Raw genomic sequence first — 23141 nt, forward strand, 5'->3', positions numbered from 1 at the left:
GGGTCCGCGCTCGCCGCCGCCCATCAGCCAGAGGTCTTTGCCGTCGGCGGCCGCGGCCATCTCCTTGTGTACGACCTCCACCGGCTTCGAGGTCAATCGGACGTCGCGGCCGTCGTCGAAGGCCGGGAACTCGCGATGGGTGAACACCCAGGTCGGCATGTTGTAAGGCCAGGGCTCGGTCGAATTCTCATTGATCCATTGATAGGTGCTCGAGCCCATGGCGATCGCGCCCGCACCAGCCGCGAACCGGTTCAGTCCCAGCGGGCCGTCCCAGTCGACCTGCCGAGACAGCAGCCAATCCAGGTTGTGGTCGGGGGTCGCCAGGAAGCCGTCCAGGCTGGTAGCGGTGTGGTAGACGGTCTTGAAGGTCACGTCATCCTCTCTGGTGTAGCCATTCGATGGGATCGCCGTCTCCGATTTCGGTTCCGGCGATGGATAACTCGGTTCGCAGCCAATGCCGTACGAGATACCTGCGGTGGGTGGAGTAGCTGAGGATGTGGACGATCACGCTGCCGATGACGAAGCTCTGCGGCGGCTCGCACAGCGCATCGATCAGGGTGTCGTCCCACCCGCCACGGCGGGTGAGATCGCGGATGGTATCGAGCCACCGAACCGCAACGCGCTCATGGCGTTTCACCAATTCCGGGAGAGCGTCGTTGGCGGCCGTCGGGATGTCCTCGCCGTCGATCGCGGCCAGCCACAGCTCCTTCGACTCGATGAGATGGGCGAGCACGGTGGCAATGGATTCCTCGGGCCCCCGGAACGACTCCACCAGCAGGCCCGGAAATCGCACCCGCCGGTACTGCGATTCGTCGAGTTGCGCTGCCATACCGAGGAGTTCGCGGGTGTCGTCGATATCGTGATGGATCAGCAGGGTCGTGGGATCCAGCACGGCCTGTTCTTTCGGCGCACTCGTCACCCACAGCGACATGGGCGGGTGAAAGTGGATGCCATTGCTCGTGGGCAACCACCGTCGGCGCTCGTCCGCGGGAGTCAGGCTCGGCGGATGCCCGAAGGCGGCGCTGAACGCGCGGCTGAAACCCTCCACCGAGTCGTACCCGGCCGCGAACGCGACGTCGGTCACCGACTTACCCGTTGACAGCTCCCACGCCGCCCGCTCCAGCAGCACCCGCCGCTTCAGCGCCACCGGCGGCTCGCCGGTACCGCGCGAGAACTGCCGGGTGAAATGGAACGGCGAAACGAAGGCATCAGCCGCCATCGCACCGAGCGTGGTGTTGTTCTCGTCCAGCACCGCGTCGAGCAGTTCGCGTAGTCGATCTCGTCCGGTCTTGGCCACACGACGAGTCTGCCAACGCGGCCCCGAAACCCGCTTGACCGATCTTGCTCAGCCTCCGACTCCACCTCGGCGTACGGTTCAGGCCGTACTCACACTGCAAAATGATGCGTTCCGCCAGCGACGGATCAGCAGGGCCAGTTGACCTTCGCCTGCCTCTCACTGGCCGGTTCGGTCAGCGCGGTCAGCCGCAGTTCAGTGCGTTCGACCTGGATCGAACCCGGATCGGTCTGACAGGAACTCGAGGATCAAGCGGCGCAGCTCTGGAGCTTGCGTGCCGTCCAGCTCCGCGATCATCGCATCCGCTCGCCGGGCAATGCCCCGCGCCTTGTCCAAGAGCCCTGCCGGGCCTAACCATTGGTCCTGACGAAGCCGGAGCGCGGCACGCAACAGATCTCCCGGATAAAAGTCACCAGCAGCGAGCGGATTCGCCTCCAGCCGGTCAAGTGCCCGGGGCAGGATTGCTGCGGTTCCGACGTTCTGCGACAACATGATTCGCAGGTCCTCGGTACTCAGTTCTCCGATCGGAACCTGTCGCAGCCTGTGGGCTGTCCGAACCAAGCTGGTTGCCTCCGAAGGGGGTATCGGCCAAACAACGCCCTCGACGTCCTCAACCGATTGCGGGAACTCTTCGCCGCCGGATACGTGCTTCACCGCCGTCGCTACCTCCATCGCGCTCTGTTCGTTCGCGCACAATAGTTGTCCGCTGTCAGGACTCGCCCGACGGTAGCGTCGCCAGTTTGAACAGCGCGCCATGCGGCATTAGCGTGCATTTACGTTTGCCGCGAGTCTCACGATTGTCGATACGCCGACTGCGGGGGCGGAGCGATGAGACGCCTCGAACGGACTGACTGCTGGTGTTCAGAGTCGGCGGCCGTCGGCCGGGATGAGTAGGGGAAGGGCGAACTGGCACAGTTCTTCAGCTGCATCGACGTTTTGTGGGGTCTTGCCCAGCAATGGCTCGAGGATGCGGGGGGCGGGCGCGCCGGGCCAGGTGTGGCCCATGCCGTGAATGGTCCATGCCTCCACGCGAGTCCCGCCGACGCCACCGCCGACGGCGCGCCGGGTTACCGCCAGATGGTTGGGGTCGGAACCTGCCGGTCGTTCTTCGACCGTCTCGTCGGCGGTGCAGCGATCGATTTCGGCCCAGTGCCGAGCAGTTTCGGCAAGTGAGAGGGTCCGTCCGCGGAGTTCGCCATTCGGGCCGCGGCGTCGCGAGTGTCCGCCCTCGATCGGGACAACCCGATCGGCGGTTCCGTTGATCAGCAGCGCCGAGACTGCGTGGGTCGGCTGCAGGTCGGCCAACTCGGCGGGTAACCCGCCCGCGATCGCGGCAAACACCGCAACCGATTCGGAGGCCTCCAGCGCCATCCGGTGCGCCATGAACGCGCCATTCGAGATGCCTGCCAACAGCAATCCGTCATGTCTGGTGCCGTGCTGATCGGCGCACCACTTGGCGACTGTCCGCAGGAAGGCGACGTCGTCCACCGCATGTCGGTCACCGGTGGTGACACCGCGGCCGTCCGCCCAGGCGCCGCCGAAAGCCTCCGGATAGGCCACCGCGATGCCATGCCGATCGGCGCACGCGCCAAAACCGTTGGTGCGCTGCGATATCGAATCGGCGAAGCGCTGGAGCGGTCCGAGTGCAGATGAACGGTTGCCGTGCAGAACCAGCACCAGCGGCAAGTCCGCACGCGGCGCGGCGGGTAGTCGAAGCGCGAACGACCGTCGCCGCCCATCGACCCGCAAGTGCACGGTCTTCATCGATCCCCCCGTAGTGAGATATACAGCCTAACTGCGCAGTTTACCTGTCCTGCATTGAAGCGTGGACGAAGGTTCAACGCGCCCGCCCATCGCCTATACCGTGCGTTGACGACGTTCGGCCGGCGGGCTCAGATGGCTCCTGCCCGTTGATCTTCCACGCAGCCGTGCTGGCCGGTTCGGTCAGCGCGCCACGCGGCATGTCAGCATGTCCGTTCTACCGCTGTGGGTTCGAGGACTTCGCTGAGCGTGAACGAGGGACGCAGCGCGGCGACCAAACAGCGCCGGTGTGTGAAAAGCTCTTGGAAACTTTGTACCTCGGGAGCGGACACCGTTAGAACACGAAACCCAGCGCTCGTGTCGTGGACCGGATCGCCGCAGAACGCACACTCGTAGGACTGCACCGATTGATGATCCCGCGCGGCTCAGCGTGAACGCCGACCGCGGGGTGCCCGGCCTGAGCGCTCGGGTAGCGGCAGTAGTGGACGTTCTGCGGCGCCGCGGGAGGGACTTCACCACAGCGTTTGAGCAAGTCCCGCACCGTCGATGGATGCCGGCGCATCTCCCGGGCGAGCACCTTGATCGCCTGCCCGTATCGCCACCGCCGCCCCACCTCCTCGACCTCTGCTTCGGAAAACGGTGTTCGCTTCTCCGGCAAAGGTCTTCTCGAGCCCATTCTGGTCCTGGTCGAGGTGGCGGCGACGCCGCCAACACCACTCGCCTGTCCAACTACCGGCGACGGGCTACCCACTCACCTGACCGACGAGTGCCGTTGCAGTACTACGCCACCGTGGGTTCCTCGTACCGGATTTGGTGCCTGGCGGCGATCGGGTTGATCTTGGTCGGGTCGAGGGCACCCGCGGTGAGCACGGCCGGCCCCGCCTCGATCAGATCCTCCAGATAGCACTCCCAGCCGCCCGGTGACGAGATCTGGATGAGGCGAGGCGGGGGTGTGGAGGCGCGGCGCAGGGCGTGCGGAATGCCGTGGGGGAGTAGGACGAACATCCCGGCGGTGGCGTGCTGGACGCGGTCGTCGAATTCCACCTCGAGTGTGCCGTCGAGCACGTAGATGCATTCGTCGGCCACGTGATGGGTGTGGCGGGGGATATCGCGGGCGAGGGTGACTTCCAGGAGCGAGAAGCGGCCTTCGGTATCGGCGGTGGTGGCTTTCACGGCGAACGCGGGCGGCAGGGGCAGGCGGCCGGGGCGGGCCGCGCCGGCGTCGAGCAGCAGAAATCGATTGTGGGACATGGTGGTACCCTTCGACTCAAGAGAAACGGAACCGGAATCCGGATCCGTTTCGAGTGTAGGTCGGAAGGGGACCCGAGTGTCAAGCCCATCGTCGCCGGCGCGCAAGCCGCGTGCGGACGCCTCCCGCAATCGTGACCGCATCCTGGAAGCCGCGCGAAACCTGTTCGCGGAGCGGGGAAGCCAGGTCCAACTGCCGGAAGTGGCGCGGGCCGCGGGTGTCGGGATCGGCACCGTGTACCGGCACTTCCCGGCCCAGGCCGACCTGATCGAAGCCGCGGCCGCGCAACGCTTCGCCGAGATCGAGGAATACGCGCGCACCGAATGTCTGAACCACGCCGAGCCCGGCCGGGCAGTGCTGGATTATCTGACCCATGTCGGCGAAACCCTGGCGGCCGACAGTGGATTGTCCGCCGCCATCGAAGCCTCCCGTCAATCGCGCGGTAGTGAACCGCGCGGCGCTGCTCTGGAACAGCTCGCCGAGATCCTCGGCGCGCTCATCGAATCCGACCGGGCCGCTGGAACGGTGCGCCCGGACTTGACCGTCGCCGATGTCTACATGGTCGTCGGCGCACTGTCCGCCACCATTCGCTCCGGCAGTGGCGACTGGCGCCGGTTGCTCACTCTGCTGTCCGACGGGCTGCGGGTTTAGCCTGGGTGCGTATCACCGCTTCAGCGACAACCAGCCCGCGTCGATCAACCGCTGTGCCAGGCCGTCTGCCTGGCGAATGCCCGCTTGGAACGCTACCGGCCAGCTCGCGAGCACGTCCGGGTCGGTCGCGAACGCGTTGAACACGTCGATCGTGGCCGCGTCGGGGCGGAACCGCACGACAGCATCGGCCGCCGCCGTCGCGAGTTCGGCCCGGACCTGTTCGGGCGGGAACATGTGCGCCAACGGCTCAACGACCAGAACGAGGTCCGAGTCCGCGGCGAGGTCCGCGTTGGTGGGCGACCAAACCCCGCCATCAATGTAGTAGCGGTCTCCGACAACAACAGGCGGGCGGAGTCCCGGAAAGGAATGGCTCGCGGCGACAGCGGTCGCCAGGGGCACACCGCTGCCGCTGTCCCAGACCTGGCGCTCGCCACTGGCCGCGTCCACGACGACGATCCGCAGCCTGCGATCCGGCCAGTCGTTGCCGCCGACCAGCCACTCCATCGGTGCGATATGCGCCGGTTGGGCCGGCTCCTCGGCCATCGCCATTCGACCCACCTTGCGCCGCGCCGTATCACGATCCAACGTCCGGTCGAACAACACCGAGAAAACCGCGGCAACCAACTCGCGCTTCACCACCGACGGTGGTTCCGTGCTGCCGGGGGAACGCGGATCGTCGGCAAACGAGTCCAGATCCCGCCCCGCTACCAGCGCGGCCCCGACGACCGCGCCTGCGGACGTGCCGACAATCGAGTCGGCCGAACCCAAATCGATTCCACGGCGGCGCAATTCAGCGGCCAAACCCGCGATCCACGCCGTCCCGGAGACGCCGCCCCCACCCAAGACCACCGAACGCCGAACGGTCTCACCAGACGTTCGATCGACAATGTGACTCTCCATGCCGCGATCGTAACGACACTCACCATCGTCGCAGGCCCTTACAGCGCGCTGCCGGTTGATCTTCCGCAGTCCCGCGCTGACCGCTCCGAATCGTGCGGGTAGCAGCACGAGCAGACATTCAATCTCGAGCCGCTAGCGAAGTCGGCTCGCTGGATGGCGACGGCAGCAACGGCGAGGTAATCGCTGGCAGTGGCACGACGGGCCCATCTTCGCTCTTGTCCGGATCCCACTTTGACAGGGCGAACATGAACCCGGTCACCAACAGGATCACAACGATCGCCGATACGATTTGCCATCGCCCGCTGTACAGGTGCTGCCTCAGTGTTGCGGTCCCGCTAGCCACACCCCTCCTCCGCGTATGCGTTCACCGGTCAGTTCGCAGCACTGTCCATCAGCATTACCGGGTCGCTCGATACACCGAACTCGGCATAGATGATGGTGCGTTCGGCCGGCCTCGGATGGCCACGGCCAGTTGATCTTTCTGGTGGCCGCGTTGCCGGTGCGATGGTGTGTGTCGGGGTTCAGATGGCTGCGGATGCTCGGCGGAGGGCGTCGAGGGTGGTCTCGGGAGAAGTGTTGAAGCAGAATCGAATTCCCGGGGCTGCCTCGGCCAGGACGTTGATGATGCGCTCGAACAGCGGGGTGCGGTCGGGGAGGGCCCGTATCGCACCGCCGATCATGACGAGGTCGAACCGCTGGTGGGCGAGCAGGGTTCGTATTTCGGTTTCGGCCTCCTCGGGTGATGCGCCGACCAGGTATGGGGTGACATCGAATTCGGTGTCCCGCAGGGCGTCATTCGCGGCGTCGACCCTGGCGGTCAGCTGTGCCTCGTCCAGATCGGGGAAGCGGCTGTAGTCCATGGCCCGGGGGTGCAGCCCGATGGTCAGCGCCCTGGGCCGGGCAATCGGTTCGGGCATTGGTTCTCCTCTGTGGAGGGTGGGACCGGCGTGTTCGCATGGGACGATGAAGGTCCGGTTCGACAAGATTGCTTTGTATGCAAAGGTATTTTGGAGAGAAAGGTATGTCAACGGAGCCTGGTCTGTCCTTGGACGACAGCGTTCGCGCCATGGTGCTGCTCATGCCACGGCTGATCGGGCGCGCGAAACGCCTGCCGGTCCCGGCGGCCTTGCGATCATTCGATCTGGCGCCTCGCCATCTGTCGATGCTGACCTATGTGCTGTTCGACGGGCCGCTGACGGTGAACGAGCTGGCGCAGCGGCTGGAGGTGGCGCCCACGACCGTGAGTCTGATGGTCGCGGACCTCAGCCGCCAGGGTGTCGTGGATCGACGGACCGACGACAATGACCGCAGACGAACCCTTGTCGCCATCGCCGATTCCCATCGAACGGCGGTCGCGGCTTGGCTCGGTGGCGCGGACCGCGGCTGGCGTGCAGCCCTGGGCCCGCTGACGGCCGAGCAGCGCGCCCTCGTGATAGCGACGCTCCGCGCCTACGAGGAAGCCGTCTCCGAACGCTGACAATTCCACTGCGGTGCCACCAAATAACATGCGAAACACGTCGAAGGTCGCCCGCAAAGCAGAAGAGGATGTTCTGGGCCGCAGTCGTTCTCGCTGTCGGCCGCGCCCCGCTCTGGCCGATTCGAACCGCGCGGGATGCGCCATGAGTGGATGCGCTTCGGGCCCTGTGCTGAGGCATCGGCCGACTCGTCGGCAAGGCCGTTTGTTCTCCTCAGCAAGCTTGCTGTCCTATGGAAGAGTGGTGCCCGCTCATGAATTCGGCTCTGCGGATCCGGGTCTGAGGTTGGTCGAACGATGAAGGGGAGGCTTGATGGAAGCAGCATTCGATGTGGCCGGGCTGATCGGCTATCGCTATCGCGTCGATGACTACTACGAAGTTGGTCGGGAGAAGATCCGCGAATACGCGCGAGCTGTCCAGGACTCCCATCCGGCACACTGGAGCGAGTCGGCTGCGAACGAGCTCGGGTTTGCCGGGCTGGTCGCGCCGGCGACGTTCGCTTCGATCGTGGCGATGCGGGCCAATCGTGCTCTGCTCGAGAACGTCCTGGCCGGCTACGACATGTTCGTGCACACCGACCAGGTCTTCGAGATGTACAAGCCTGTCCTGGCCGGTGACCGATTGATCAGCGATGTCGAACTGTCCTCGGTTCGCCGTGTCGCAGGCAAGGACCTGCTCACCATTACCAATACATTCACCGACCAGTCCGACCAGATCGTGCAGATCATGCACACCACGGTCGTCGGTATCACCAGCGATGACGTCGATGCCGACATCGGTGATGCCATCGAGGGCGTGATCATGAGCGGATTGGAACCCGCGCCGTCGCCCGCAGCCCCGGCGCCACCCGCCGGACACCCAGTAGCCGATCAGCCTGCACAGGCCGCCCCCCGGCAATCGCACGTCTCGCGAACACGTTTGCCGCACACAGCAATCCGTTTCGAGGACATCGCCGTCGGTGACGAGCTACCGGCCCGGGCCGTCCGACTGACGCGGGGCGACCTGGTGAACTACGCGGGAGTTGCCGGTGATGTGAATCCGATCCACTGGAACGAGGAAGTCGCTTCATTGGCCGGCCTTCCCGATGTGATCGCGCACGGCATGCTGACCATGGGCCTCGGGGCAGGGTTTGTCACCGACTGGCTCGGCGACCCCGGTGCCATCATCCGGTACGGAGCCCGGCTGTCGAACTACACCGTCGTCGGAGCCGTCTCGGCCGGGGACGTGGAGTTCAGCGGCCGGATCAAATCGATCGACCCAGAAACCAGAACCGCCACAGTCGTTCTCACCGCGAAGTCCGCTGGGCGCAAGATCTTCGGTCTGGCCACCATAGACGTTCGCCTCAGTTAGCCGGTGACTCCATGACGGCGCGCTCGGCGATCTGATGTGTACCGAGCGCGCACATCGACAGAAGTGGATGTTCCTGCGCCGCAGTCGGTCTCGCCGCCGACCGGTCCGCGTTGGCCGGTTCGGTATGCGGCAAGGCAGATTTTGGCGTCGGGATGTCATCGTGAGTTCTCGACGTCGCTGCTGATCAGCATGAACCCACAGCTGCAACGATCCCGCGGCAAGAAGATGCCTGCCACGGCATGATGAGCCCATGACGAAACCGACGCCGTCCCGGGATGGGGTGAATGCACGAAGGTCGGCAAGGCGACCGTTCCTCGGGCTGATCGTCGGTTTGGTTGGCGGGGTGGCTATTACGACGGTCGCGGCAGCCGGGTTGTTCATGCATCGCACCGATACGGTTCAAACGTATCCGGCATCGTCGGCCGACAGCTACGCCGCCGCGGTGAAACGAGTACATAGCCCGATGGATCTCGACCGCTACGAAGTCTGGCTCGGACGGTTGGTCGACGGCGGGGTACCGCGCGGTCACGTCGTGACGATACCGCTCGCTTGGAGCACCGAGCCGCGCATCGACTGGAATCAGGACATGGTTGTCCTGCATTTCGAGCCTGGCGGTGAGATCCGTGTTCCTATGACGATGGTGCTTGATACCCGGTAGCCCAGACTTGCTTGGGGGCGCAAGGGTTCGGCGCGTATCGGGTGGTTGCGGCCCGGCGCGGTGGCAGTGGCGATGCGTGGCCGGATGTGGCTGTGCACCTTCGAATTTCGCGGTCGTTACCGCCGGCACCCGTCGAGCAGCAGGCCGATGGTGAGATGCACCTCGTAGTTCGGGTCGACCATCTCTGCGCCCGCGCAGATGTCGCCGATCGCGCGCAGCAGTTGATAGGCGGAGACGTCGGCGGTGATCTCGCCGGCGTTGCGGCCGGCGGTGAGGAGACTGTCGAACACCGGCACGAGTCGGTCGAGAAACAGTGTGTGCAGGGCGGTGAAGCTGTCGGGGTCGCTGCGCATCGCGGCGGCGAGTCCATGCTTGGTCACCAGGAAGTCCACGAACAGATCCACCCATCGACGCAGTGCGGCGAACGGTGAGGACTCTGCCTCGAGCAGGGCGGGCCCGGCCTCGGCGCAGGCGTCGATCTGATGCCGGTAGACGGCCGCGACGAGGTCCGCTCGCGTGGGGAAGTGCCGATAGATCGTGCCCATGCCGACGCCCGCCGCGGCGGCGATCTGGCGTACCGGTGCGTCCACGCCATGGGTGACGAACACCGATGCCGCGGCATCGAGCAGGGCCCGCTCGTTCCGTCGCGCGTCGGCGCGTTTGGCCGAACTGGCGGCGGCCGGCATCCGCTCATCGCGTGCGCCCACGTGACTTCCCTTCTTCACGGCAACGGTTGCCAATCGGAACACTGCTCCGTATATTCGGAACAGTGCTCCGCTTGAGTATATCCGCGGTTCGCGCGGATTCTCGACCCCGCCACGGCGCAGCGCCCATCGCTATCGAAGGGAAACCCCATGCCCGGACCAGACACTGCCGCCCCGAGCGCTGTGCCCGCCCTGAGCACCCCGATCATCAGCGTCAAACCGGTCGTCCTGCCCGCGCCCGAACGCGGCGACGACCTGCAGGTGCGCGTATCCGCACCCACCGTCGGCACCGGTCTGCCCATCGTCGTGCTCGCCCACGGCTACGGCGAGTCGATGTCCTCCTACGACCCGCTGGTCGACTTCTGGGCCGGCAACGGTTTCGTCGTCGTGCAGCCCACGTTCCTCGATTCACGGACCCTCGGCCTCACTCCGGCTGATACCCGCTACCCGGACATCTGGCGCGTCCGAGTCCGCGACGTCACGCAGGTACTCGACCAGCTCGACCGGATCGTTGCCGCGATTCCAGGGCTCGACGAACGCATCGACCGCGATCGTATTGCCGTTGCAGGACATTCCTGGGGCGGACAGACCGTCGGCATGCTGCTCGGCGCACGCGTCCTCGGCGCGGACGGGCAGCCTGGACCCGATCTGACCGATGCCAGGGTGAAAGCCGGTGTCCTGCTTGCTACTACCGGCCTCGGCGGCGACACCCTGACCCCGTTCGCCGCCGAGAACTTCTCCTTCATGAACCCAAACTTCGACAACCTGACCACACCGACCCTCGTGGTCGCGGGCGATCACGATCAATCCCATCTCTCGACCCGCGGCCCCGACTGGTTCACCGACGTCTACGCCTGCAGCCCTGGAGCCCAAAGCTTGCTCACCATCTTCGGAGGCGATCATTCACTGGGCGGAATCCATGGCTACAACGCCAAGGACACCACCGACGAAAGCCCCGACCGCGTCGCGCTGATCCGGAAGGCTTCGTGGGCCTACTTTTGTAGCGCCCTCGGAATCGATGACATGGCATGGAAGCAGGTGCAGACCGATCTCGCGCAGACCACCGATCCGATCGGCCGCATCGACCACAAGTAGACGCACCCATCGCAAGGCGGTGACCGGCTTCAGTGTTCTGGTAGCCAGCGGTAAGCTGCTACTGACGCCTTTCTCGGTACCAAATGACGTCTTGTCCGGTCTGGTCGATGCTGCAGCTGTCGGCCGGTCGGAATGCGCGTTCCTGTCGGGACGCATCATGAACTTCACCAAGGAGCGAATCGGGTGTCGCAAAGTCGATTCGGCATGTGACGCACTCGCAGACCCAGTCCGGTAGCTCGGCAGCGCCGCCTAGTACCCGGACGTCATAAAGCTCGTTGTAAGGAAGCAAAATGTCTAGCAAGATCATCAAAACCCTTGCCGCGACTCTTATTGCCGCGCCCCTGCTCGTCCTCGCCGCGCCCGCGGCCACTGCCGATTCGACTGCCACGGCGCCCCCGTCGCCCTCCGCCACTCCGGTCGACGGATCGTTCGGATCAGCTACGTGGTGTATCCCCCTTGGCAGTGTCGTCTGGTGCATCTGAGTGAGCGTTTGAGAACTCCGGTGTTGGGTGCATGACGCTCGAGATTCGAGTGAACTCCCGGTATAGCAGTGATTGCTGAAATCAATTGCTGTACAAGGAGTTCATTCGTCGTCATTGCGTATTCCCGTGTGTTCGTCGTGCCCGACTGGCATTGCGTGGCCGCATGACCAGCAGATTCGAGCGGTGACGTCGCGCAGTCTTCAGGGAGCAATCCTGACACCTGCTACATCACATAATCGGCAGTAGCGGACGTTCTCGGCCGCAGTCGGTTCCATGCGCCGGCCAAACCGTACTGGCTACTCGCGTCCGCGCGATGCTGCCACCCGGGAGGTCGAGTGTGGTTGTGCGGCAACCGGGCTCAGGAGCGCAGCAGCTGCCGCACCCGGGCTGCCTCGCGGGTGAGGTGGTCGCGCTCGGGCACGGTGGTGGCTGCGTGAGATGCCTCGGCGTACAGGGTGGCGGCCTGCTCGAGGTTGCCGGCGCGTTCGTGGAGGTAGGCGCGGACTGCGGTGTGGCGGGGGAGTTCTGGGTCCAGTTCGGCCAGCGCGGCCAGGCCGGCTCGGGGGCCGTCGGCCTCGCCGACTGCCACTGCGCGGTTCAGGCGCACTACCGGGCTGTCGGTGAGGAGTAGCAGTTCGTCGTACCACTCCACGATCTGTACCCAGTCCGTCTCGGCGGTGCTCGGGGCATCGGCGTGCAGGGCGGCGATCGCGGCCTGGGCCTGGTATTCGCCCAGCCGGTCGCGGGCCAACGCGGTCTGCAAAATCGCCACTCCCTCGGCGATAAGGCCTGTATCCCACCGGGATCGGTCCTGCGCTGCGAGCGGCACCAGGCGGCCACCCGGGCCGGTGCGAGACGCCCGGCGAGCATGATGCAGCAGCATCAGCGCGAGCAGTCCCGCGACCTCGGGATCGTCGGTCGAGGCGGCGAGCTGGCGGGTGAGGCGGATGGCTTCAGCCGCCAGATCGACGTCCCCGCTGTAGCCTTCGTTGAAGACGAGGTAGAGCACGCGCAGCACCGTCGTGAGGTCGCCGGGCCGGTCGAGTGACAGTCCCGTGATCCGCCGTTTGGCGCGGCTGATCCGTTGCGCCATAGTCGCTTCGGGGACGAGATAGGCCGTGGCTATCTGCCGGGTCGTCAGGCCGCCGACGGCGCGCAAGGTCAATGCGACGGCCGACCCGGGGGACAGGGAGGGGTGTGCGCACAGGAAATACAGCCACAGCGTGTCGTCCGTGGCGGCGACCGGACCTGCCGGAGGCTCGACCTCCATGGCGAGCTCCCTTCCTCGCCTGGATGTTTCGGCGCGGGCGGCATCGAGGAACTTGTGCCAGGCGGCCGCGACGAGCCACGCCTTGGCATCGCGCGGTGGCTCGTCCGGCCACGTTTCCAGTGCCCGGATCAGCGCCTCCTGCACCGCATCCTCGGCCGCGGCGAAGTCGGCTCCGCGGCGGACGAGGACGCCGATCACCGCGGGTACGAGTTCGCGTAGCAGCGACTCGTTCACTCGGTGACCGTGGGTGACGCGGTGAGAAACGGTCGCAGCTCGAGCCACTCCTGGATCGGTTTCCCGCCCGCGCCCGGCGCCGCGGACAGCTCGCCGGCCAGCTCGAGCGCCCGCTCGTAGGTCTCGACGTCGATGATCATCCACCCGGCGATCAGATCCTTGGTCTCCGCGAACGGGCCGTCGGTGACCGGCGGGCGACCCTCGCCGTCGGAGCGGACGAACGTGCCTTTCGGCGAGAGCGCCTGACTGTCGACGTACTCGCCGGTGGTCTCGAGTCGCGCGGCGAAGTCCTCCATGTATTGCACGTGGGCCGCGATCTCGTCCGGCGTCCACTGGTCCATCGGCACGTCGTTGACCGAGGCCGGCGCACCCCGGTAGTGCTTGAGCAGCAGGTATTTCGGCATGATGTTCTCCTCGGTTCGTACGGCCCATTCTGGCCGCGTTCGATCGGTTCAGGCGCTCTGACGCTCGGCCCGTTGCCGGACCAGTTCTTCGACCGCGGTCGGGAGGGTGGTTTCGAAGTCGATGAGTTTGACCCACGTCGGGGTGATGACAATCCGGACCATGCCGTCGTACAGTGAGCGAACCTCGGCCTCCCACTCGACGCGCTGCTCCGGGGTCATCTCGTAGCTGCCATTCATCCGCAGATACTCCTCCGGGATGCCATCCACCACATCCATCTCCGCTCGACCGCGGATGAGCAGGATCTTCGGCGGATGTACCTCGGTATCGATCGTCAGCGCGACCTCCGGGTTGTGCCGCAGGGAGGGCAGCTTCGGAGCATTCTTCGTGGTGCAGACGACGATCTCCGAGCCGTTCCAGGTGAATGCGATCGGGATGTTGCGAGGCGTGCCGTCCTTGGCGACATAGGCCATCCGCAGCAGGTCGCGAGCCAGCAGTTCCTGGCTGATCGGGAGGTTCAGGATCGCGGTGATCTCGTTCGCTTGCATGATGCTTGCTCCTAAGTCGGTGTCGTCGAGGCCCGTTCGCCTCCTCGTACCCCTGGGACGGAGCCGCCCGGGCGTTCTCGACATCCACGACCCAAGAATTTCCGGATTTTTTGGGACCCGATCGTCGCGGCGTCCGAAGATCAGCTGCCGAACCTTGCGCCGCAGAGAGTCACACCCAGGTGGTCGCGAACAAAACGGTCACGGCTGCTGTGAGAAGAAGGGTGATGTTGAGGGCGACTTTTCGATCTCCGCCGGTCCGGTGGACCTGGATCGCACCCAATTGCAGGAGTACGAACCCAACGGCCGCAATCACAGCGAGCCAGGGCGCGACGCCGGTCAGGGGTGGAAGGATCAGCCCGAGCGCGCCGAGTACTTCGAGCACGCCGATGGCGCGGACGGCGGGTAGGGGTGTGCGGTCCACCCAGGCCATCATGGGCCGGAGTCGATCCCGGCTTCGGGTGATCTTCAGTGCGCCTGCATACAGGTAGAAGAGAGCGAGCAGGCCGGCGGCGATCCAGAATGCGATGTTCACAATTCCTATCCAGTGGTGACATCAGTGACCGTGGCGAAAGCGCCTCGGTCCGCTGGGGGTTCAGGTGAAGTCGGTGGCGGGCTCGGTGGCGTAGTGGCTCATCACGTCGATGTTCACCTGTGGTGTCAGTTCCCGGCCGTCGGCGATCATGTCCTGTAGGTCGCGGAAATACTGCACATACAGGTCGGGTGTGAAGGTGCTGAGCATGACGGCCGGTTGGCCGGTGATGTTGGCGAAGGTGTGCGGGACGCCGGGTGGGACCATCACCAGCGTGCCCGCTGTCGCGTCGTAGGCGGTGTCGCCGACGGTGAACCGCACCGTGCCGCAGATGATGTAGAAGCCTTCGTCGTGCTGGGCGTGCCGGTGCTGCGGAGGTCCCGGAGTGTAGGGGGCCACAACGGATTCGGCGAGTCCGAGACGGTGGCAGGTATTGCTGCCGTCCTCGAGGATACGCATTCGCGTGGCACCCAACATGATCACCTCACCCTCGCCGGGACGCACTATCGAAACCGTTGTGGCGGAGTTCGTTTCGTCGCTGTGTGCTTCGTCGGTCATATTTCGATTGCACCGCCGGGACACCGGAGGTGTCCAAGACCTGTTCCGCGATACCGATACCGGACGGGTATCGTGCCAGTGTGGAGCTACGTACGCTGCGTTACTTCGTAGCTGTCGCCGGGGAACGCCACTTCGGTCGCGCCGCCACCCGGCTGCACATGAGCCAACCGCCGCTGAGCCGCGCCATCCGGCAACTGGAGGCGGAAGTCGGTGCCGCCCTGTTCGATCGGTCGCCCACCGGTGTCGGTCTCACCCCGGTCGGGGCGGTGCTACTCGACGAGGCGCGTGCTCTGCTCGAGCAGGCCGACCGGGTCAGCGTGCGGGTGGCCGCCGCGGCCGGAAACGCGAACCTCACCATCGGCATCCTGGGTGACACCACCGACCCCGGCATCACCAGACTGGCCGCCGCTTACCGCCACGGGCATCCCGAGGTCGACATCCGTATCCGCGACACCGACCTCACCGACCCCACCTGCGGGCTGAAGGCCGGACTGGTCGACGTCGCCGTGACCCGTGCACCCTTCAACGACACCGCCCTGACCGTCCGTGAACTGCGCGCCGACCCGGTCGGAGCCGTACTACGCGCCGACGACCCGCTGGTTCACCGCGACCGCCTGAAACTGACCGACTTGGCCGACCGTCGCTGGTTCCAGTTTCCCGCCGGCACCGACCCCCTCTGGCAGACCTACTGGAACGGTGGCGAACCGCGGGAGGGCCCGGTCGTGCGGGTCGTTCAAGAATGTGTGCAAGCCGTGCTTTGGAACGGCACCGTCGGCATAACTCCGCTCGGGCACAACGTGCCCGAGGGACTGGCCGCGGTCCCGCTGATCGATATGGCGCCGAGCAGGGTGGTGGTGGTCTGGAACGAGGGCGATGCCAACCCGTTGATCCGATCGTTCGTGCAAACAGCGACGGCCGCATACCTCGATCCCCCATCTCGGCGGTGAATGCGACTCGTGGCTTGCGTCCCACCGGGTTACCGTGCGGGTGCGGCCAGTAGGGTTTGCTCTGGCTCGGTCGGCGGGCTGAGATGGCCCCTGCCCGTTGATCTTCCACGCAGCCGCGCCGGCCGCTTCGGTCAGCGCGCCACGCGGCAAGGGCGATCACTTGCATTGGCCATAGTCGGATTGTCGTGCCGCACAATGCTTACGGATGTTCGATCTGCTCGCGCAGGATGTCACCGTGGCCGGCGTGACGTGCGAAGTCCTCGATCAGGAACAGGTAGATGAATCGCAGGCTTACCTCGCCGAGGCGAGGGTGGGTCCGGATGTCGTCGAGGTCGAAGTCGGCGGCGATCACTCGGGAACGTTCGCTGCCGCGGTCGAATTCGGCGATCACGTCGGCCACCGTTTCGTTCTCGCCGACGACGAAGCTGGCATCGCCCGGCGTCGTGCCTCCGTCGCATTCGCTTTCGGGTAGTCCCGCCAGGATGTGCTGGAACCAGATCCGCTGAGCGACTGCGGCGTGCTTGAGCAGTCCGATCGGGGTGGTCATCGATGCAACGAGGTGGCGGCGGGCATCTTCTTCCGACAGGCCGCGCAGCGTGTTGACCAATTCGGCCCGGTTGCGGTCGAGCATGTTCTCGAGCAGCCGACGTTCATCGCCGATGGTGGTTCGTGGTCTCGACCAGGTCATTGTCGACTCGATCCTTTGATCGGGTTGGATCAGCGTAGCCCGCCGGGCGAAGGATATGGCGGCACAGAAATTATCCGCAACTCGGCAGCAGCGGACGTTCTGCGCCGCAGCAGGTTCCGGCCGCCGACGCCCCGCGCTGGCCGGTTCGGTCAGCGCGGTCCACGGCAAAATAGTGCGTTCGAAGGATCAGGAGCGTGTTGCGGAGGCCGCTTGCGTCTTCCTGACATAAAGATGCTGGCGTGCACGAGCAACAAGGGCGCCGTTCGAATCGACGATCTGTGTCTCATGTTCGGTGATCGACTTCATCCCGTCGGCGGTGGCACGGCGGATATCGTCCACCAGTTCGCGGGGCATCAGCATCGTGGATCGCACTGTGCCGCGCCCGGGCGCTATGAACTCGATCTCAGCGGTGGTGTTCCATACCCGATAGCCCTGGCCGAGTTGAGCATTGGCCATCATGCCGAAGAACGGATCGGTCATCGCGAACAGCGACCAACCCGGGGCAGCGCCGTTGTGGTTGGAGTTCCAGCGACGCACCCGCAGGCTCACCTCCGCGGATGTCCAGTCCTCGGCGAATCGTTCGACGCGTACCCCGAGGAACAGAAGAGATGGAGCAAGATTCATCACTACTCGGAGCCTGCGCGGTGTCAGGACCGCTGTCGGAAGAGTTCGTCCTTCGAATCCCCCTGGCTTGAAACGCATTTCGTTACGATACCTACCGGCCAGTGCGGCTCAAACCTCGAGGCGTATCGCACTGCTACATCCACCGCGTATGTGACCTTGCCTATCTCATCGAGCACGCACGGATCCTGGCCCTCGCAGCCTGCCGCGCTGTCCAGATCAACGCAGCAGGATGCACGGCATTCGGCAGAAGAGGATGTCCTGGGCCACAGTCGGTCTCGCTGCCGGCCGCGCCCACTCTGGCCGATTCGAACCGCGCGGGATGCGGTATGAGCGCACGTCGAGGCGCACCCTCGCGACATCCCGATCATGATGCCGCAGAATGACTTCGTGGACGCTGTAGAGATTGCTCATGCCCTGGACGAGGTATTCGATCAGGGCATCGTGTACCACGGCTTCGCTGACTACATGCGTGACTACGACATCTTCATCTACGCGACTGCTGATCCCCGGACCGGCATCAAACCGGAGTATCTGCGGTACCGCTTCAAATACTGCGTTAGCGCTACAGCGGCGACGGCGTTGCCGGTAGAGGTCTGGGCGCGCTCACTCGACGATCGACTCACTGACTATGAAACCGGTTGCGACATGGACGGTTACGTCTGGGGAGTCTGCTGGCAAATGCTGTACCCGGGCGCCACACTCGTACTCGATTCCGACGAGGCTCAGGTATGGTCGGCGCACCTCGGCCGGCCCTTCTACGAGGCGAAGATCGAGACCAACGGTCACAACCTTTCGCTGATCTTTGCCGACCTCGAGGTCGAGCCCGTCGGGGCGGGGGTGACACCGTTCGTGGTACCGCGTGAAGGCGGTCCGGATTTCAAGTTCCCAATTCCGTAGCGCAGCATCGCCTGATACCTGGCTTCTGCGGGTTCACGCCCCGCATCCATTCGTACGAAAATCGGCAGTTGCGGACGTTCCGCCGGCCTCGGATCGGCACGGCCAGTCGATCTTCCGATGCCCGGCGCTGGCCGGTTTGGTCAGCGCGCCATGCGGCAGAATAGTGCGTTCGGCAGATCAGGCTTCGGATCGCCGCGGGCCTGGATGTGTCCCTGGATGTGTCCCTGGCTATTCGGCGGAAGACCACTGGTGCGACATCCCGCCATCAGCCCACAGCTGCACTTCTTTCCCAGCGGGATCAGGATCTACCAGACGGTGAGTCCGGCTCGCCCGCCGCCTTCCGTGCCTGTTGTGCGAGTGCGGTGAGGGCGTTCAAATGTTCGTGATATGCCGTGCGGCCGCGGTCGGTCAATGCGAGCCATGTCTTGGGCCGCCGCCCGACATATCCCTTCGTAATCGTGATATATCCGGCGGCCTCGAGGACGGTCATCGCCTTCGACAACGTGGACTTGTTCATCTCGCACAGATCGGTGATCATGCCGAACTCGGCCTCGCGGCATCCGTCCAGAAACGCAACCACTTTCAGGCGCGGCAGCGAACCCAGCAGCTCGCTCAGCTCCGTCACGACGCGGCCCGTGGTTGGGTCAGCTGGAACCACATCCATGCGCCCATGATCACAGCGGACGCGATAGTCATCCATCCGGGCATGGCACCGAGCAGGGTGACGCCGACAAATGGCGGAAGCCAGCCCAAAGCCACTCGCTTCCATCGCTGCACCGGTTGCTCGGCCAGGGACCGGGGAACGACACCGCCGTTGCGCCATTCTCGAAGCACCCACGCCACGAAGGCACCGAATGCAACCGTCACAACGATTCCGGCAACCCCGCGAATGGTGATCGCGCGATCGATGGGCATGGCGACCGCGTCGCCGATCAGGAAGAACGAGCCGAAACACAGCAGCGCCCCCACCGTTGGCACCCAGCGGGGCCGGGCCGGCGCGCTGCGCGCTCGACGAGTGGTGGCCGAGGCGATGTCGAGTGCGTCCTGTGGTGTCAATGCGTCGCTCACGATCGCAGCATAGTCAACTAGTTTCCATCCGCCAACTAGTGTCTCGACTTTTCTCGGGACAGGTATCCGGCACCAGCGCGGCCACGAAACCGAACCACCGCAAGGTCGCAAGCCCATTCGATCCCGAACCGGCTTGCTGCACAGCGGACTTCGTGAAAAGGCCCGGCCTCCACTGAACGGTGAAGCGGTGCCTGCCCACCTGCGACTAGCGCGGCTCGACCAGCACGATCAGCGGCAATGGCGGACGTTCTGCGGCGCACCAGGTTCCGACCGCCGGTGCCTCACGCGCTGGCCGGTTCGGTCAGCGCGGTATGCGGCAATAGCGGATGTTTTGTTCAGCAATGGTTCTCATACGCTATGGCTGGTTACTACTGCCCCGTGACGTGACAGCCAGCGCTTTCCGCGCTGCCGACGTTGGCATCGTTGGCAGCGGCGGCGGAGCCGCTGGCGCTGCCAACGTTGGGGGTGTTGTTGCCGGTGAGGGCTTGCCAGACTTGGGCGCTACCGATGGAGCTGCCGGAAAAAAGATCGCCCAGAACCGCATTCCCCACCGTGGTGGGAGGGGTGAAATCGGTCGACTGCTGACTGGTGATCGTGCCGCTCGCGCTCTTTTGCATCGCGACGACGTGAAGCGGTGTCATGCGGCAATCCAGGAAGAGCTGGATGTGATAGCCGGGGTTGGCCTGCTGCAGCGAGAACGGACTCCCTGCGAGCGCCGTACCGTTGACCGTGATCCACACCGGAGTCGAATCCGTAGCGTCCAGAATGATATCCGACCCGTCACATGGGGTGGCGCCTCCCCACCAGCGATCACAGACTACCTTGAGGTTGGTGATATCGGCGGAGGCCGGCGCCGCCCCGAGTCCGAGGCCGGCAACCGTGGTGGCAGCCACGATGCCAAATGTGTTGCGGGCCAGTGGTTTCAGTTTCATCACTGCTGGATCTCCTTGGTTGCCCCGGGGAAGGTCACCGGACGACGGGGACATTAGCCACCGAACCAAGAATCTGAAACGAAATCACTTCACACGTTTTGGGGTATTGACACGCAAACCTCCGAGTGCCACCCCATCCAACTACTGGCCGACACCTCTCAGCGGCGTAAGCGGGGAACCGTTCCCGCATCGCGGCGTCGACGCGGACACATCCTCGACGGAGTCCCACGGTGGAACTGGCCGCGCTGCAGATACCACCGCATCAACGATGCCGCCGCCTGCACCCGGCCGTCCAGCACGCACAGCACAACAGTTCCGCGCAACAGCAACGGATCCGCATGAGCTGTCATCGGCAATAGCGGACGTTCTGCACCGCAACAGGTTCCGACCACCGGCGCCCCGCGCTGGCCGGTTCGGTCAGCGCGGTATGCGGCACGAGCGTGCGTACCGGCCAGCGTGTGGTGGGAGTTTGAGTCCTCCATGGGCCGCTGGTGGCCGTGTTCGAGCTTGGTACCCGACTGATCGAGCACTACGACGTCGGTACACGATGCGGTCCACACGTAGATTCCGAAGTCGTCCCAGGACACATCGAAGTCCGCGTCGCCGATCATCTGCTCTGCACGATCACTTTCATCGAACTCGATGGTGAACGTATCCTCCAGACGCAGCCACCGGGTGGTGCAGGTACCCATACAAGCAGGTCCTGTCGGGTGGATCAGGGGACGCGCAGGCTGATTCCCATGTCACAGAGCAGTATTCGAGCCACGCCCGTGGCGTCGTCCCCATCCACGCGGTGTTGGCAGCTTGGGTCAGCGCGGTATGCGGCAGATGAGTGCGTAAGCGGGCGCGATCACGTGGCCGGTAGTGTGGGCGGTCGGCTAGGGGTGAACATGATCCTGACCGTCTCCATTGCTGTGGGGCTGGTGGTGGCTCCGATTTCGATCATTGCGGCAGCGATCTCTGCAGCACGCAAGGAGGGCGTGTGGCGGCTGATGCGCGATACGAGTATCCGAGTCGCGGTGTTGGTCGCCTGCTCTGTATTCGTGTGTATAGCGGTGCTGGCCATACTTTTTGGCGTGAGCACGGTGGTCGATTTTGTGATCAACCTGCCTCCGAAACCCGACTGATCCGCCCGAACAGATGTCCCGTATTCGGCAATAGCGTGCACTGCCGGCGGCCGTATGGCGCTCTGCCCGTTGATCTTCCGATGCCCTGAGCTGGCCGGCTCGGTCAGCGCGGCTCGCGGCATAGGGTATGTCTGGGTGCGGATTCAGCGCAGGTTGTGGAAGGGCGCGGTTTACCTGCGTAACTGGTAACCGACGCTGTGTGGGCCACGCAGGACGGCTGCGCTGATTGCGATGTACCAGAATTGGACGTGCAGCACCATTATTCGTTCGGTCAACCCGCCGATGCCCAGGTGCTTCCCAACGGCCTCTGGAGCGCCGGTGTTGAAGAAGATCACCAGTATGATCAGCGCCAATGGGCCGGAGGTCAGCAGCCGGTTTCCGATGCGTCGGTAAGCGGGGCTGCGGCGCAAGATCAATCCGGTGATCGGAAACGCCAGGACTGGAATGGCGAATCCCATCATGGCCCCGAGAACATGGGGGCCCTGTGTGGGGCGCGCTTCGGTGAATATGCCGCAGAGGATTTGTCCGATCGCCGGGATGGCCAGCAGCACGGCGATCCATCGTGCTGAAGTGCCCACTGCGGGGCGGACACCTCGCGCGATGGCCGACGCCGCACCGAACAGAAGCAGTCCGCTGAGGATGAAGGTGGCGTTCATGACAGGGGCCAGACGTCCCACGCCGAGATCGCTGATTTGATCGGCGATCTGTGAGTATCCCGGCCGGAACGGCCCGAGGACGAGATAGGCGAGGGTGAACAGACCGGTGCTGGCCGCGGCCGCGTAGGTTGACGCTTCGCGTGTCACTGGGGATGTGATTGTCATGTTTGAAAGCCCTCCACAACTTTCAGCCAAGCCTGGTCGTACTCCGGGGCGGCGAGTGAATCGATGAGGTGCGCGACGAAGCGACGCTCGGTGTCGAGCATCTCCATCCGGAACTGTTCATCGACCAGGAACACCCACTCGACGCCTGCGGAATCATCGAGCGTGTCACGGATTTCGTTGGCCTGCCGGTCCAGAGTCACCAAGCGTCGCCGCAGCATGTCCACCGCCTCGGCCGGCGCAAGCACCATGATCAACGACAAGGCGGCCCCGAAACTCGGGTACTCCGGGCGTGGCGTGGCGACCAGGTCGCACAGCCAGTCCCGTAGTTCCGAGCGTCCGGTTTCGGTGATGCCGTAGACAGTGCGTTCCGGCCGCGCGGTATCCCGCAGCGTCTCGCGCTCAACGATGAAACCGGCCCCGACCAACTGCTCCACGACCGTGTACAGCGTGCTCCGGGTGTACTTCACAGACCGATCCTTACCGTGCTCGGCCAACAAACGCCCCAGCTCATAAGGATGCTTCGGTCCTGCCATCAGCTCTGCCAGAACAAACAGGGCCAGCAGGTTGCCCACTTTGCGCCGCGTGTCCGCCACTAAAACTCCTTAGTCGTCTACGACTATACTGCACAGAATTAGTCGTAGCCGACTATATTGGGTCTGGGCCGCAATGGCGGCGATTTGTGTCGCCACCAGGCCCGTTGCTACTGGTAGTGGCCCGGTCTTGCCCCTGGTGGTGTTACCTTCGCGGCGCTCGTCCTGGTGGCAAGGCTGTAGATCCGGCTCCACGATGAGCGCGGTTCAGCGCGGGTCGGCCCGGCATGATGGCGTCGCCACAACGCACGCTCATCGGTAGGAGAGGACGTTCCGCCGACTTCAGA

Annotated in this window: 30 protein-coding genes; 9 read left to right on the forward strand and 21 right to left on the reverse strand. The window is 64.7% G+C overall.

Going from position 1 to position 23141, the window contains the following annotated elements:
* From ACFXN1_RS17365 to ACFXN1_RS17385, 5 genes are all read right to left on the reverse strand, one after another.
* On the reverse strand, nt 1-372 hold a 372-nt coding region (locus ACFXN1_RS17365; protein WP_379463627.1), incomplete at its 3' end, for a dihydrofolate reductase family protein.
* Nucleotide 373: 1 nt separating this feature from the next.
* Complete coding sequence (locus tag ACFXN1_RS17370; RefSeq protein ID WP_379442777.1) at nt 374-1297, reverse strand: helix-turn-helix domain-containing protein; 924 nt, start codon at nt 1295-1297, stop codon at nt 374-376.
* A 192-nt stretch (nt 1298-1489) separates the two neighbouring features.
* Nucleotides 1490-1948 (reverse strand): contact-dependent growth inhibition system immunity protein, encoded by a 459-nt coding sequence (locus ACFXN1_RS17375; RefSeq protein WP_379463628.1) that lies wholly within the window; start codon nt 1946-1948, stop codon nt 1490-1492.
* Between the two features lie 207 nt (nt 1949-2155).
* Entirely contained in the window at nt 2156-3058 is a 903-nt protein-coding gene (locus tag ACFXN1_RS17380; protein WP_379442779.1) for an alpha/beta hydrolase family esterase, read from the reverse strand.
* Between the two features lie 777 nt (nt 3059-3835).
* A complete protein-coding gene (locus ACFXN1_RS17385; RefSeq protein ID WP_379442780.1) occupies nt 3836-4306 on the reverse strand; it encodes a cupin domain-containing protein in 471 nt (156 codons plus the stop codon).
* A 76-nt stretch (nt 4307-4382) separates the two neighbouring features.
* Here ACFXN1_RS17385 and ACFXN1_RS17390 point away from each other — a divergent pair, with 76 nt between their 5' ends.
* On the forward strand, nt 4383-4955 hold the full coding sequence (locus tag ACFXN1_RS17390) for a TetR/AcrR family transcriptional regulator (RefSeq protein ID WP_379442781.1): 573 nt from the start codon (nt 4383-4385) through the stop codon (nt 4953-4955).
* A 12-nt stretch (nt 4956-4967) separates the two neighbouring features.
* Here ACFXN1_RS17390 and ACFXN1_RS17395 read toward each other — a convergent pair whose 3' ends face one another.
* Entirely contained in the window at nt 4968-5855 is an 888-nt protein-coding gene (locus ACFXN1_RS17395; protein ID WP_379442821.1) for a patatin-like phospholipase family protein, read from the reverse strand.
* Between the two features lie 521 nt (nt 5856-6376).
* On the reverse strand, nt 6377-6772 hold the full coding sequence (locus ACFXN1_RS17400; protein WP_379442782.1) for a hypothetical protein: 396 nt from the start codon (nt 6770-6772) through the stop codon (nt 6377-6379).
* A 104-nt stretch (nt 6773-6876) separates the two neighbouring features.
* On the opposite strand from ACFXN1_RS17400, the gene ACFXN1_RS17405 reads away from it, so the two are divergent.
* From ACFXN1_RS17405 to ACFXN1_RS17415, 3 genes are all read left to right on the forward strand, one after another.
* Entirely contained in the window at nt 6877-7332 is a 456-nt protein-coding gene (locus ACFXN1_RS17405; protein ID WP_379442783.1) for a MarR family transcriptional regulator, read from the forward strand.
* 310 nt (nt 7333-7642) lie between these two features.
* Nucleotides 7643-8680, forward strand: a complete 1038-nt coding sequence (locus ACFXN1_RS17410) for a fused (3R)-hydroxyacyl-ACP dehydratase subunits HadA/HadB (protein WP_379442784.1) — start codon at nt 7643-7645, stop codon at nt 8678-8680.
* 250 nt (nt 8681-8930) lie between these two features.
* On the forward strand, nt 8931-9338 hold the full coding sequence (locus tag ACFXN1_RS17415; protein WP_379442785.1) for a hypothetical protein: 408 nt from the start codon (nt 8931-8933) through the stop codon (nt 9336-9338).
* Nucleotides 9339-9454: 116 nt separating this feature from the next.
* On the opposite strand, the gene ACFXN1_RS17420 is transcribed toward ACFXN1_RS17415, so the two are convergent.
* Complete coding sequence (locus ACFXN1_RS17420) at nt 9455-10024, reverse strand: TetR/AcrR family transcriptional regulator (RefSeq protein ID WP_379442822.1); 570 nt, start codon at nt 10022-10024, stop codon at nt 9455-9457.
* A 168-nt stretch (nt 10025-10192) separates the two neighbouring features.
* Here ACFXN1_RS17420 and ACFXN1_RS17425 point away from each other — a divergent pair, with 168 nt between their 5' ends.
* Entirely contained in the window at nt 10193-11137 is a 945-nt protein-coding gene (locus ACFXN1_RS17425) for an alpha/beta hydrolase family protein (protein ID WP_379442786.1), read from the forward strand.
* Between the two features lie 290 nt (nt 11138-11427).
* Nucleotides 11428-11619 carry a hypothetical protein gene (locus tag ACFXN1_RS17430; protein ID WP_379403684.1) on the forward strand — a complete coding sequence of 64 codons (192 nt, stop codon included), beginning with the start codon at nt 11428-11430 and terminating at the stop codon, nt 11617-11619.
* Between the two features lie 358 nt (nt 11620-11977).
* On the opposite strand, the gene ACFXN1_RS17435 is transcribed toward ACFXN1_RS17430, so the two are convergent.
* The 5 genes from ACFXN1_RS17435 to ACFXN1_RS17455 all read right to left on the reverse strand — a co-directional run bounded on the left by ACFXN1_RS17435 (nt 11978) and on the right by ACFXN1_RS17455 (nt 15160).
* The gene (locus tag ACFXN1_RS17435) at nt 11978-13123 is read right to left on the reverse strand and encodes an RNA polymerase sigma factor (RefSeq protein ID WP_379442788.1); all 1146 of its coding nucleotides are present in this window, start codon (nt 13121-13123) and stop codon (nt 11978-11980) included.
* Nucleotides 13120-13527: a YciI family protein gene (locus tag ACFXN1_RS17440; RefSeq protein WP_379442789.1), complete on the reverse strand. Its 408-nt coding sequence runs from the start codon at nt 13525-13527 to the stop codon at nt 13120-13122. Before ACFXN1_RS17440 ends, ACFXN1_RS17435 begins: the two co-directional genes overlap by 4 nt.
* A 48-nt stretch (nt 13528-13575) precedes the next feature.
* Complete coding sequence (locus tag ACFXN1_RS17445) at nt 13576-14073, reverse strand: pyridoxamine 5'-phosphate oxidase family protein (RefSeq protein WP_379442790.1); 498 nt, start codon at nt 14071-14073, stop codon at nt 13576-13578.
* A gap of 169 nt (nt 14074-14242) precedes the next feature.
* Nucleotides 14243-14605, reverse strand: a complete 363-nt coding sequence (locus tag ACFXN1_RS17450) for a DoxX family protein (protein ID WP_379442791.1) — start codon at nt 14603-14605, stop codon at nt 14243-14245.
* Nucleotides 14606-14665: 60 nt separating this feature from the next.
* Nucleotides 14666-15160 carry a cupin domain-containing protein gene (locus tag ACFXN1_RS17455; RefSeq protein WP_379442793.1) on the reverse strand — a complete coding sequence of 165 codons (495 nt, stop codon included), beginning with the start codon at nt 15158-15160 and terminating at the stop codon, nt 14666-14668.
* A gap of 80 nt (nt 15161-15240) precedes the next feature.
* Between ACFXN1_RS17455 and ACFXN1_RS17460 the strand changes: the two genes are divergently transcribed.
* On the forward strand, nt 15241-16107 hold the full coding sequence (locus ACFXN1_RS17460; protein ID WP_379442794.1) for a LysR substrate-binding domain-containing protein: 867 nt from the start codon (nt 15241-15243) through the stop codon (nt 16105-16107).
* A 199-nt stretch (nt 16108-16306) separates the two neighbouring features.
* Here ACFXN1_RS17460 and ACFXN1_RS17465 read toward each other — a convergent pair whose 3' ends face one another.
* Together ACFXN1_RS17465 and ACFXN1_RS17470 are read right to left on the reverse strand one after the other, a co-directional pair.
* The gene (locus tag ACFXN1_RS17465; protein WP_379442795.1) at nt 16307-16795 is read right to left on the reverse strand and encodes a DinB family protein; all 489 of its coding nucleotides are present in this window, start codon (nt 16793-16795) and stop codon (nt 16307-16309) included.
* Nucleotides 16796-16981: 186 nt separating this feature from the next.
* Entirely contained in the window at nt 16982-17419 is a 438-nt protein-coding gene (locus tag ACFXN1_RS17470) for a DUF4442 domain-containing protein (RefSeq protein WP_379442823.1), read from the reverse strand.
* 387 nt (nt 17420-17806) lie between these two features.
* Here ACFXN1_RS17470 and ACFXN1_RS17475 point away from each other — a divergent pair, with 387 nt between their 5' ends.
* Nucleotides 17807-18316, forward strand: a complete 510-nt coding sequence (locus tag ACFXN1_RS17475; protein WP_379442796.1) for a hypothetical protein — start codon at nt 17807-17809, stop codon at nt 18314-18316.
* Between the two features lie 298 nt (nt 18317-18614).
* Here ACFXN1_RS17475 and ACFXN1_RS17480 read toward each other — a convergent pair whose 3' ends face one another.
* The 4 genes from ACFXN1_RS17480 to ACFXN1_RS17495 form a co-directional block, all read right to left on the reverse strand.
* Complete coding sequence (locus tag ACFXN1_RS17480; RefSeq protein ID WP_379442798.1) at nt 18615-18941, reverse strand: transcriptional regulator; 327 nt, start codon at nt 18939-18941, stop codon at nt 18615-18617.
* Nucleotides 18938-19384 (reverse strand): hypothetical protein, encoded by a 447-nt coding sequence (locus ACFXN1_RS17485; protein WP_379442799.1) that lies wholly within the window; start codon nt 19382-19384, stop codon nt 18938-18940. The genes ACFXN1_RS17480 and ACFXN1_RS17485 overlap by 4 nt, the downstream gene beginning before the upstream one ends.
* A 368-nt stretch (nt 19385-19752) precedes the next feature.
* Nucleotides 19753-20319, reverse strand: coding sequence for a hypothetical protein (locus ACFXN1_RS17490; RefSeq protein WP_379442800.1), 567 nt, complete (start codon nt 20317-20319; stop codon nt 19753-19755).
* A gap of 155 nt (nt 20320-20474) precedes the next feature.
* The gene (locus ACFXN1_RS17495) at nt 20475-21008 is read right to left on the reverse strand and encodes a hypothetical protein (protein ID WP_379442802.1); all 534 of its coding nucleotides are present in this window, start codon (nt 21006-21008) and stop codon (nt 20475-20477) included.
* Between the two features lie 198 nt (nt 21009-21206).
* Here ACFXN1_RS17495 and ACFXN1_RS17500 point away from each other — a divergent pair, with 198 nt between their 5' ends.
* On the forward strand, nt 21207-21443 hold the full coding sequence (locus tag ACFXN1_RS17500) for a hypothetical protein (RefSeq protein WP_379442803.1): 237 nt from the start codon (nt 21207-21209) through the stop codon (nt 21441-21443).
* Nucleotides 21444-21613: 170 nt separating this feature from the next.
* Here the strand turns inward: ACFXN1_RS17500 and ACFXN1_RS17505 are convergent, their stop codons facing one another.
* Nucleotides 21614-22264 (reverse strand): DUF998 domain-containing protein, encoded by a 651-nt coding sequence (locus ACFXN1_RS17505; protein WP_379442804.1) that lies wholly within the window; start codon nt 22262-22264, stop codon nt 21614-21616.
* Entirely contained in the window at nt 22261-22857 is a 597-nt protein-coding gene (locus ACFXN1_RS17510; protein ID WP_379442806.1) for a PadR family transcriptional regulator, read from the reverse strand. Before ACFXN1_RS17510 ends, ACFXN1_RS17505 begins: the two co-directional genes overlap by 4 nt.
* Between the last annotated feature and the right edge of the window lie 284 nt (nt 22858-23141).

The sequence above is a fragment of the Nocardia sp. NPDC059154 genome (assembly GCF_042755705.1).
Classification (GTDB): Bacteria; Actinomycetota; Actinomycetes; order Mycobacteriales; family Mycobacteriaceae; genus Nocardia.

What these genes read in the sequence shown, in the direction of transcription:
- ACFXN1_RS17380 (WP_379442779.1), bottom strand. Translation starts at nt 3,058, where the DNA reads ATGAAGACCGTGCACTTGCGGGTCGATGGGCGGCGACGGTCGTTCGCG.
- ACFXN1_RS17385 (WP_379442780.1), bottom strand. Translation starts at nt 4,306, where the DNA reads ATGTCCCACAATCGATTTCTGCTGCTCGACGCCGGCGCGGCCCGCCCC.
- ACFXN1_RS17395 (WP_379442821.1), bottom strand. Translation starts at nt 5,855, where the DNA reads ATGGAGAGTCACATTGTCGATCGAACGTCTGGTGAGACCGTTCGGCGT.
- ACFXN1_RS17400 (WP_379442782.1), bottom strand. Translation starts at nt 6,772, where the DNA reads ATGCCCGAACCGATTGCCCGGCCCAGGGCGCTGACCATCGGGCTGCAC.
- ACFXN1_RS17405 (WP_379442783.1), top strand. Translation starts at nt 6,877, where the DNA reads ATGTCAACGGAGCCTGGTCTGTCCTTGGACGACAGCGTTCGCGCCATG.
- ACFXN1_RS17410 (WP_379442784.1), top strand. Translation starts at nt 7,643, where the DNA reads ATGGAAGCAGCATTCGATGTGGCCGGGCTGATCGGCTATCGCTATCGC.
- ACFXN1_RS17415 (WP_379442785.1), top strand. Translation starts at nt 8,931, where the DNA reads ATGACGAAACCGACGCCGTCCCGGGATGGGGTGAATGCACGAAGGTCG.
- ACFXN1_RS17420 (WP_379442822.1), bottom strand. Translation starts at nt 10,024, where the DNA reads ATGCCGGCCGCCGCCAGTTCGGCCAAACGCGCCGACGCGCGACGGAAC.
- ACFXN1_RS17425 (WP_379442786.1), top strand. Translation starts at nt 10,193, where the DNA reads ATGCCCGGACCAGACACTGCCGCCCCGAGCGCTGTGCCCGCCCTGAGC.
- ACFXN1_RS17430 (WP_379403684.1), top strand. Translation starts at nt 11,428, where the DNA reads ATGTCTAGCAAGATCATCAAAACCCTTGCCGCGACTCTTATTGCCGCG.
- ACFXN1_RS17440 (WP_379442789.1), bottom strand. Translation starts at nt 13,527, where the DNA reads ATGCCGAAATACCTGCTGCTCAAGCACTACCGGGGTGCGCCGGCCTCG.
- ACFXN1_RS17445 (WP_379442790.1), bottom strand. Translation starts at nt 14,073, where the DNA reads ATGCAAGCGAACGAGATCACCGCGATCCTGAACCTCCCGATCAGCCAG.
- ACFXN1_RS17455 (WP_379442793.1), bottom strand. Translation starts at nt 15,160, where the DNA reads ATGACCGACGAAGCACACAGCGACGAAACGAACTCCGCCACAACGGTT.
- ACFXN1_RS17465 (WP_379442795.1), bottom strand. Translation starts at nt 16,795, where the DNA reads ATGACCTGGTCGAGACCACGAACCACCATCGGCGATGAACGTCGGCTG.
- ACFXN1_RS17470 (WP_379442823.1), bottom strand. Translation starts at nt 17,419, where the DNA reads ATGAATCTTGCTCCATCTCTTCTGTTCCTCGGGGTACGCGTCGAACGA.
- ACFXN1_RS17495 (WP_379442802.1), bottom strand. Translation starts at nt 21,008, where the DNA reads ATGGGTACCTGCACCACCCGGTGGCTGCGTCTGGAGGATACGTTCACC.
- ACFXN1_RS17500 (WP_379442803.1), top strand. Translation starts at nt 21,207, where the DNA reads ATGATCCTGACCGTCTCCATTGCTGTGGGGCTGGTGGTGGCTCCGATT.
- ACFXN1_RS17505 (WP_379442804.1), bottom strand. Translation starts at nt 22,264, where the DNA reads ATGACAATCACATCCCCAGTGACACGCGAAGCGTCAACCTACGCGGCC.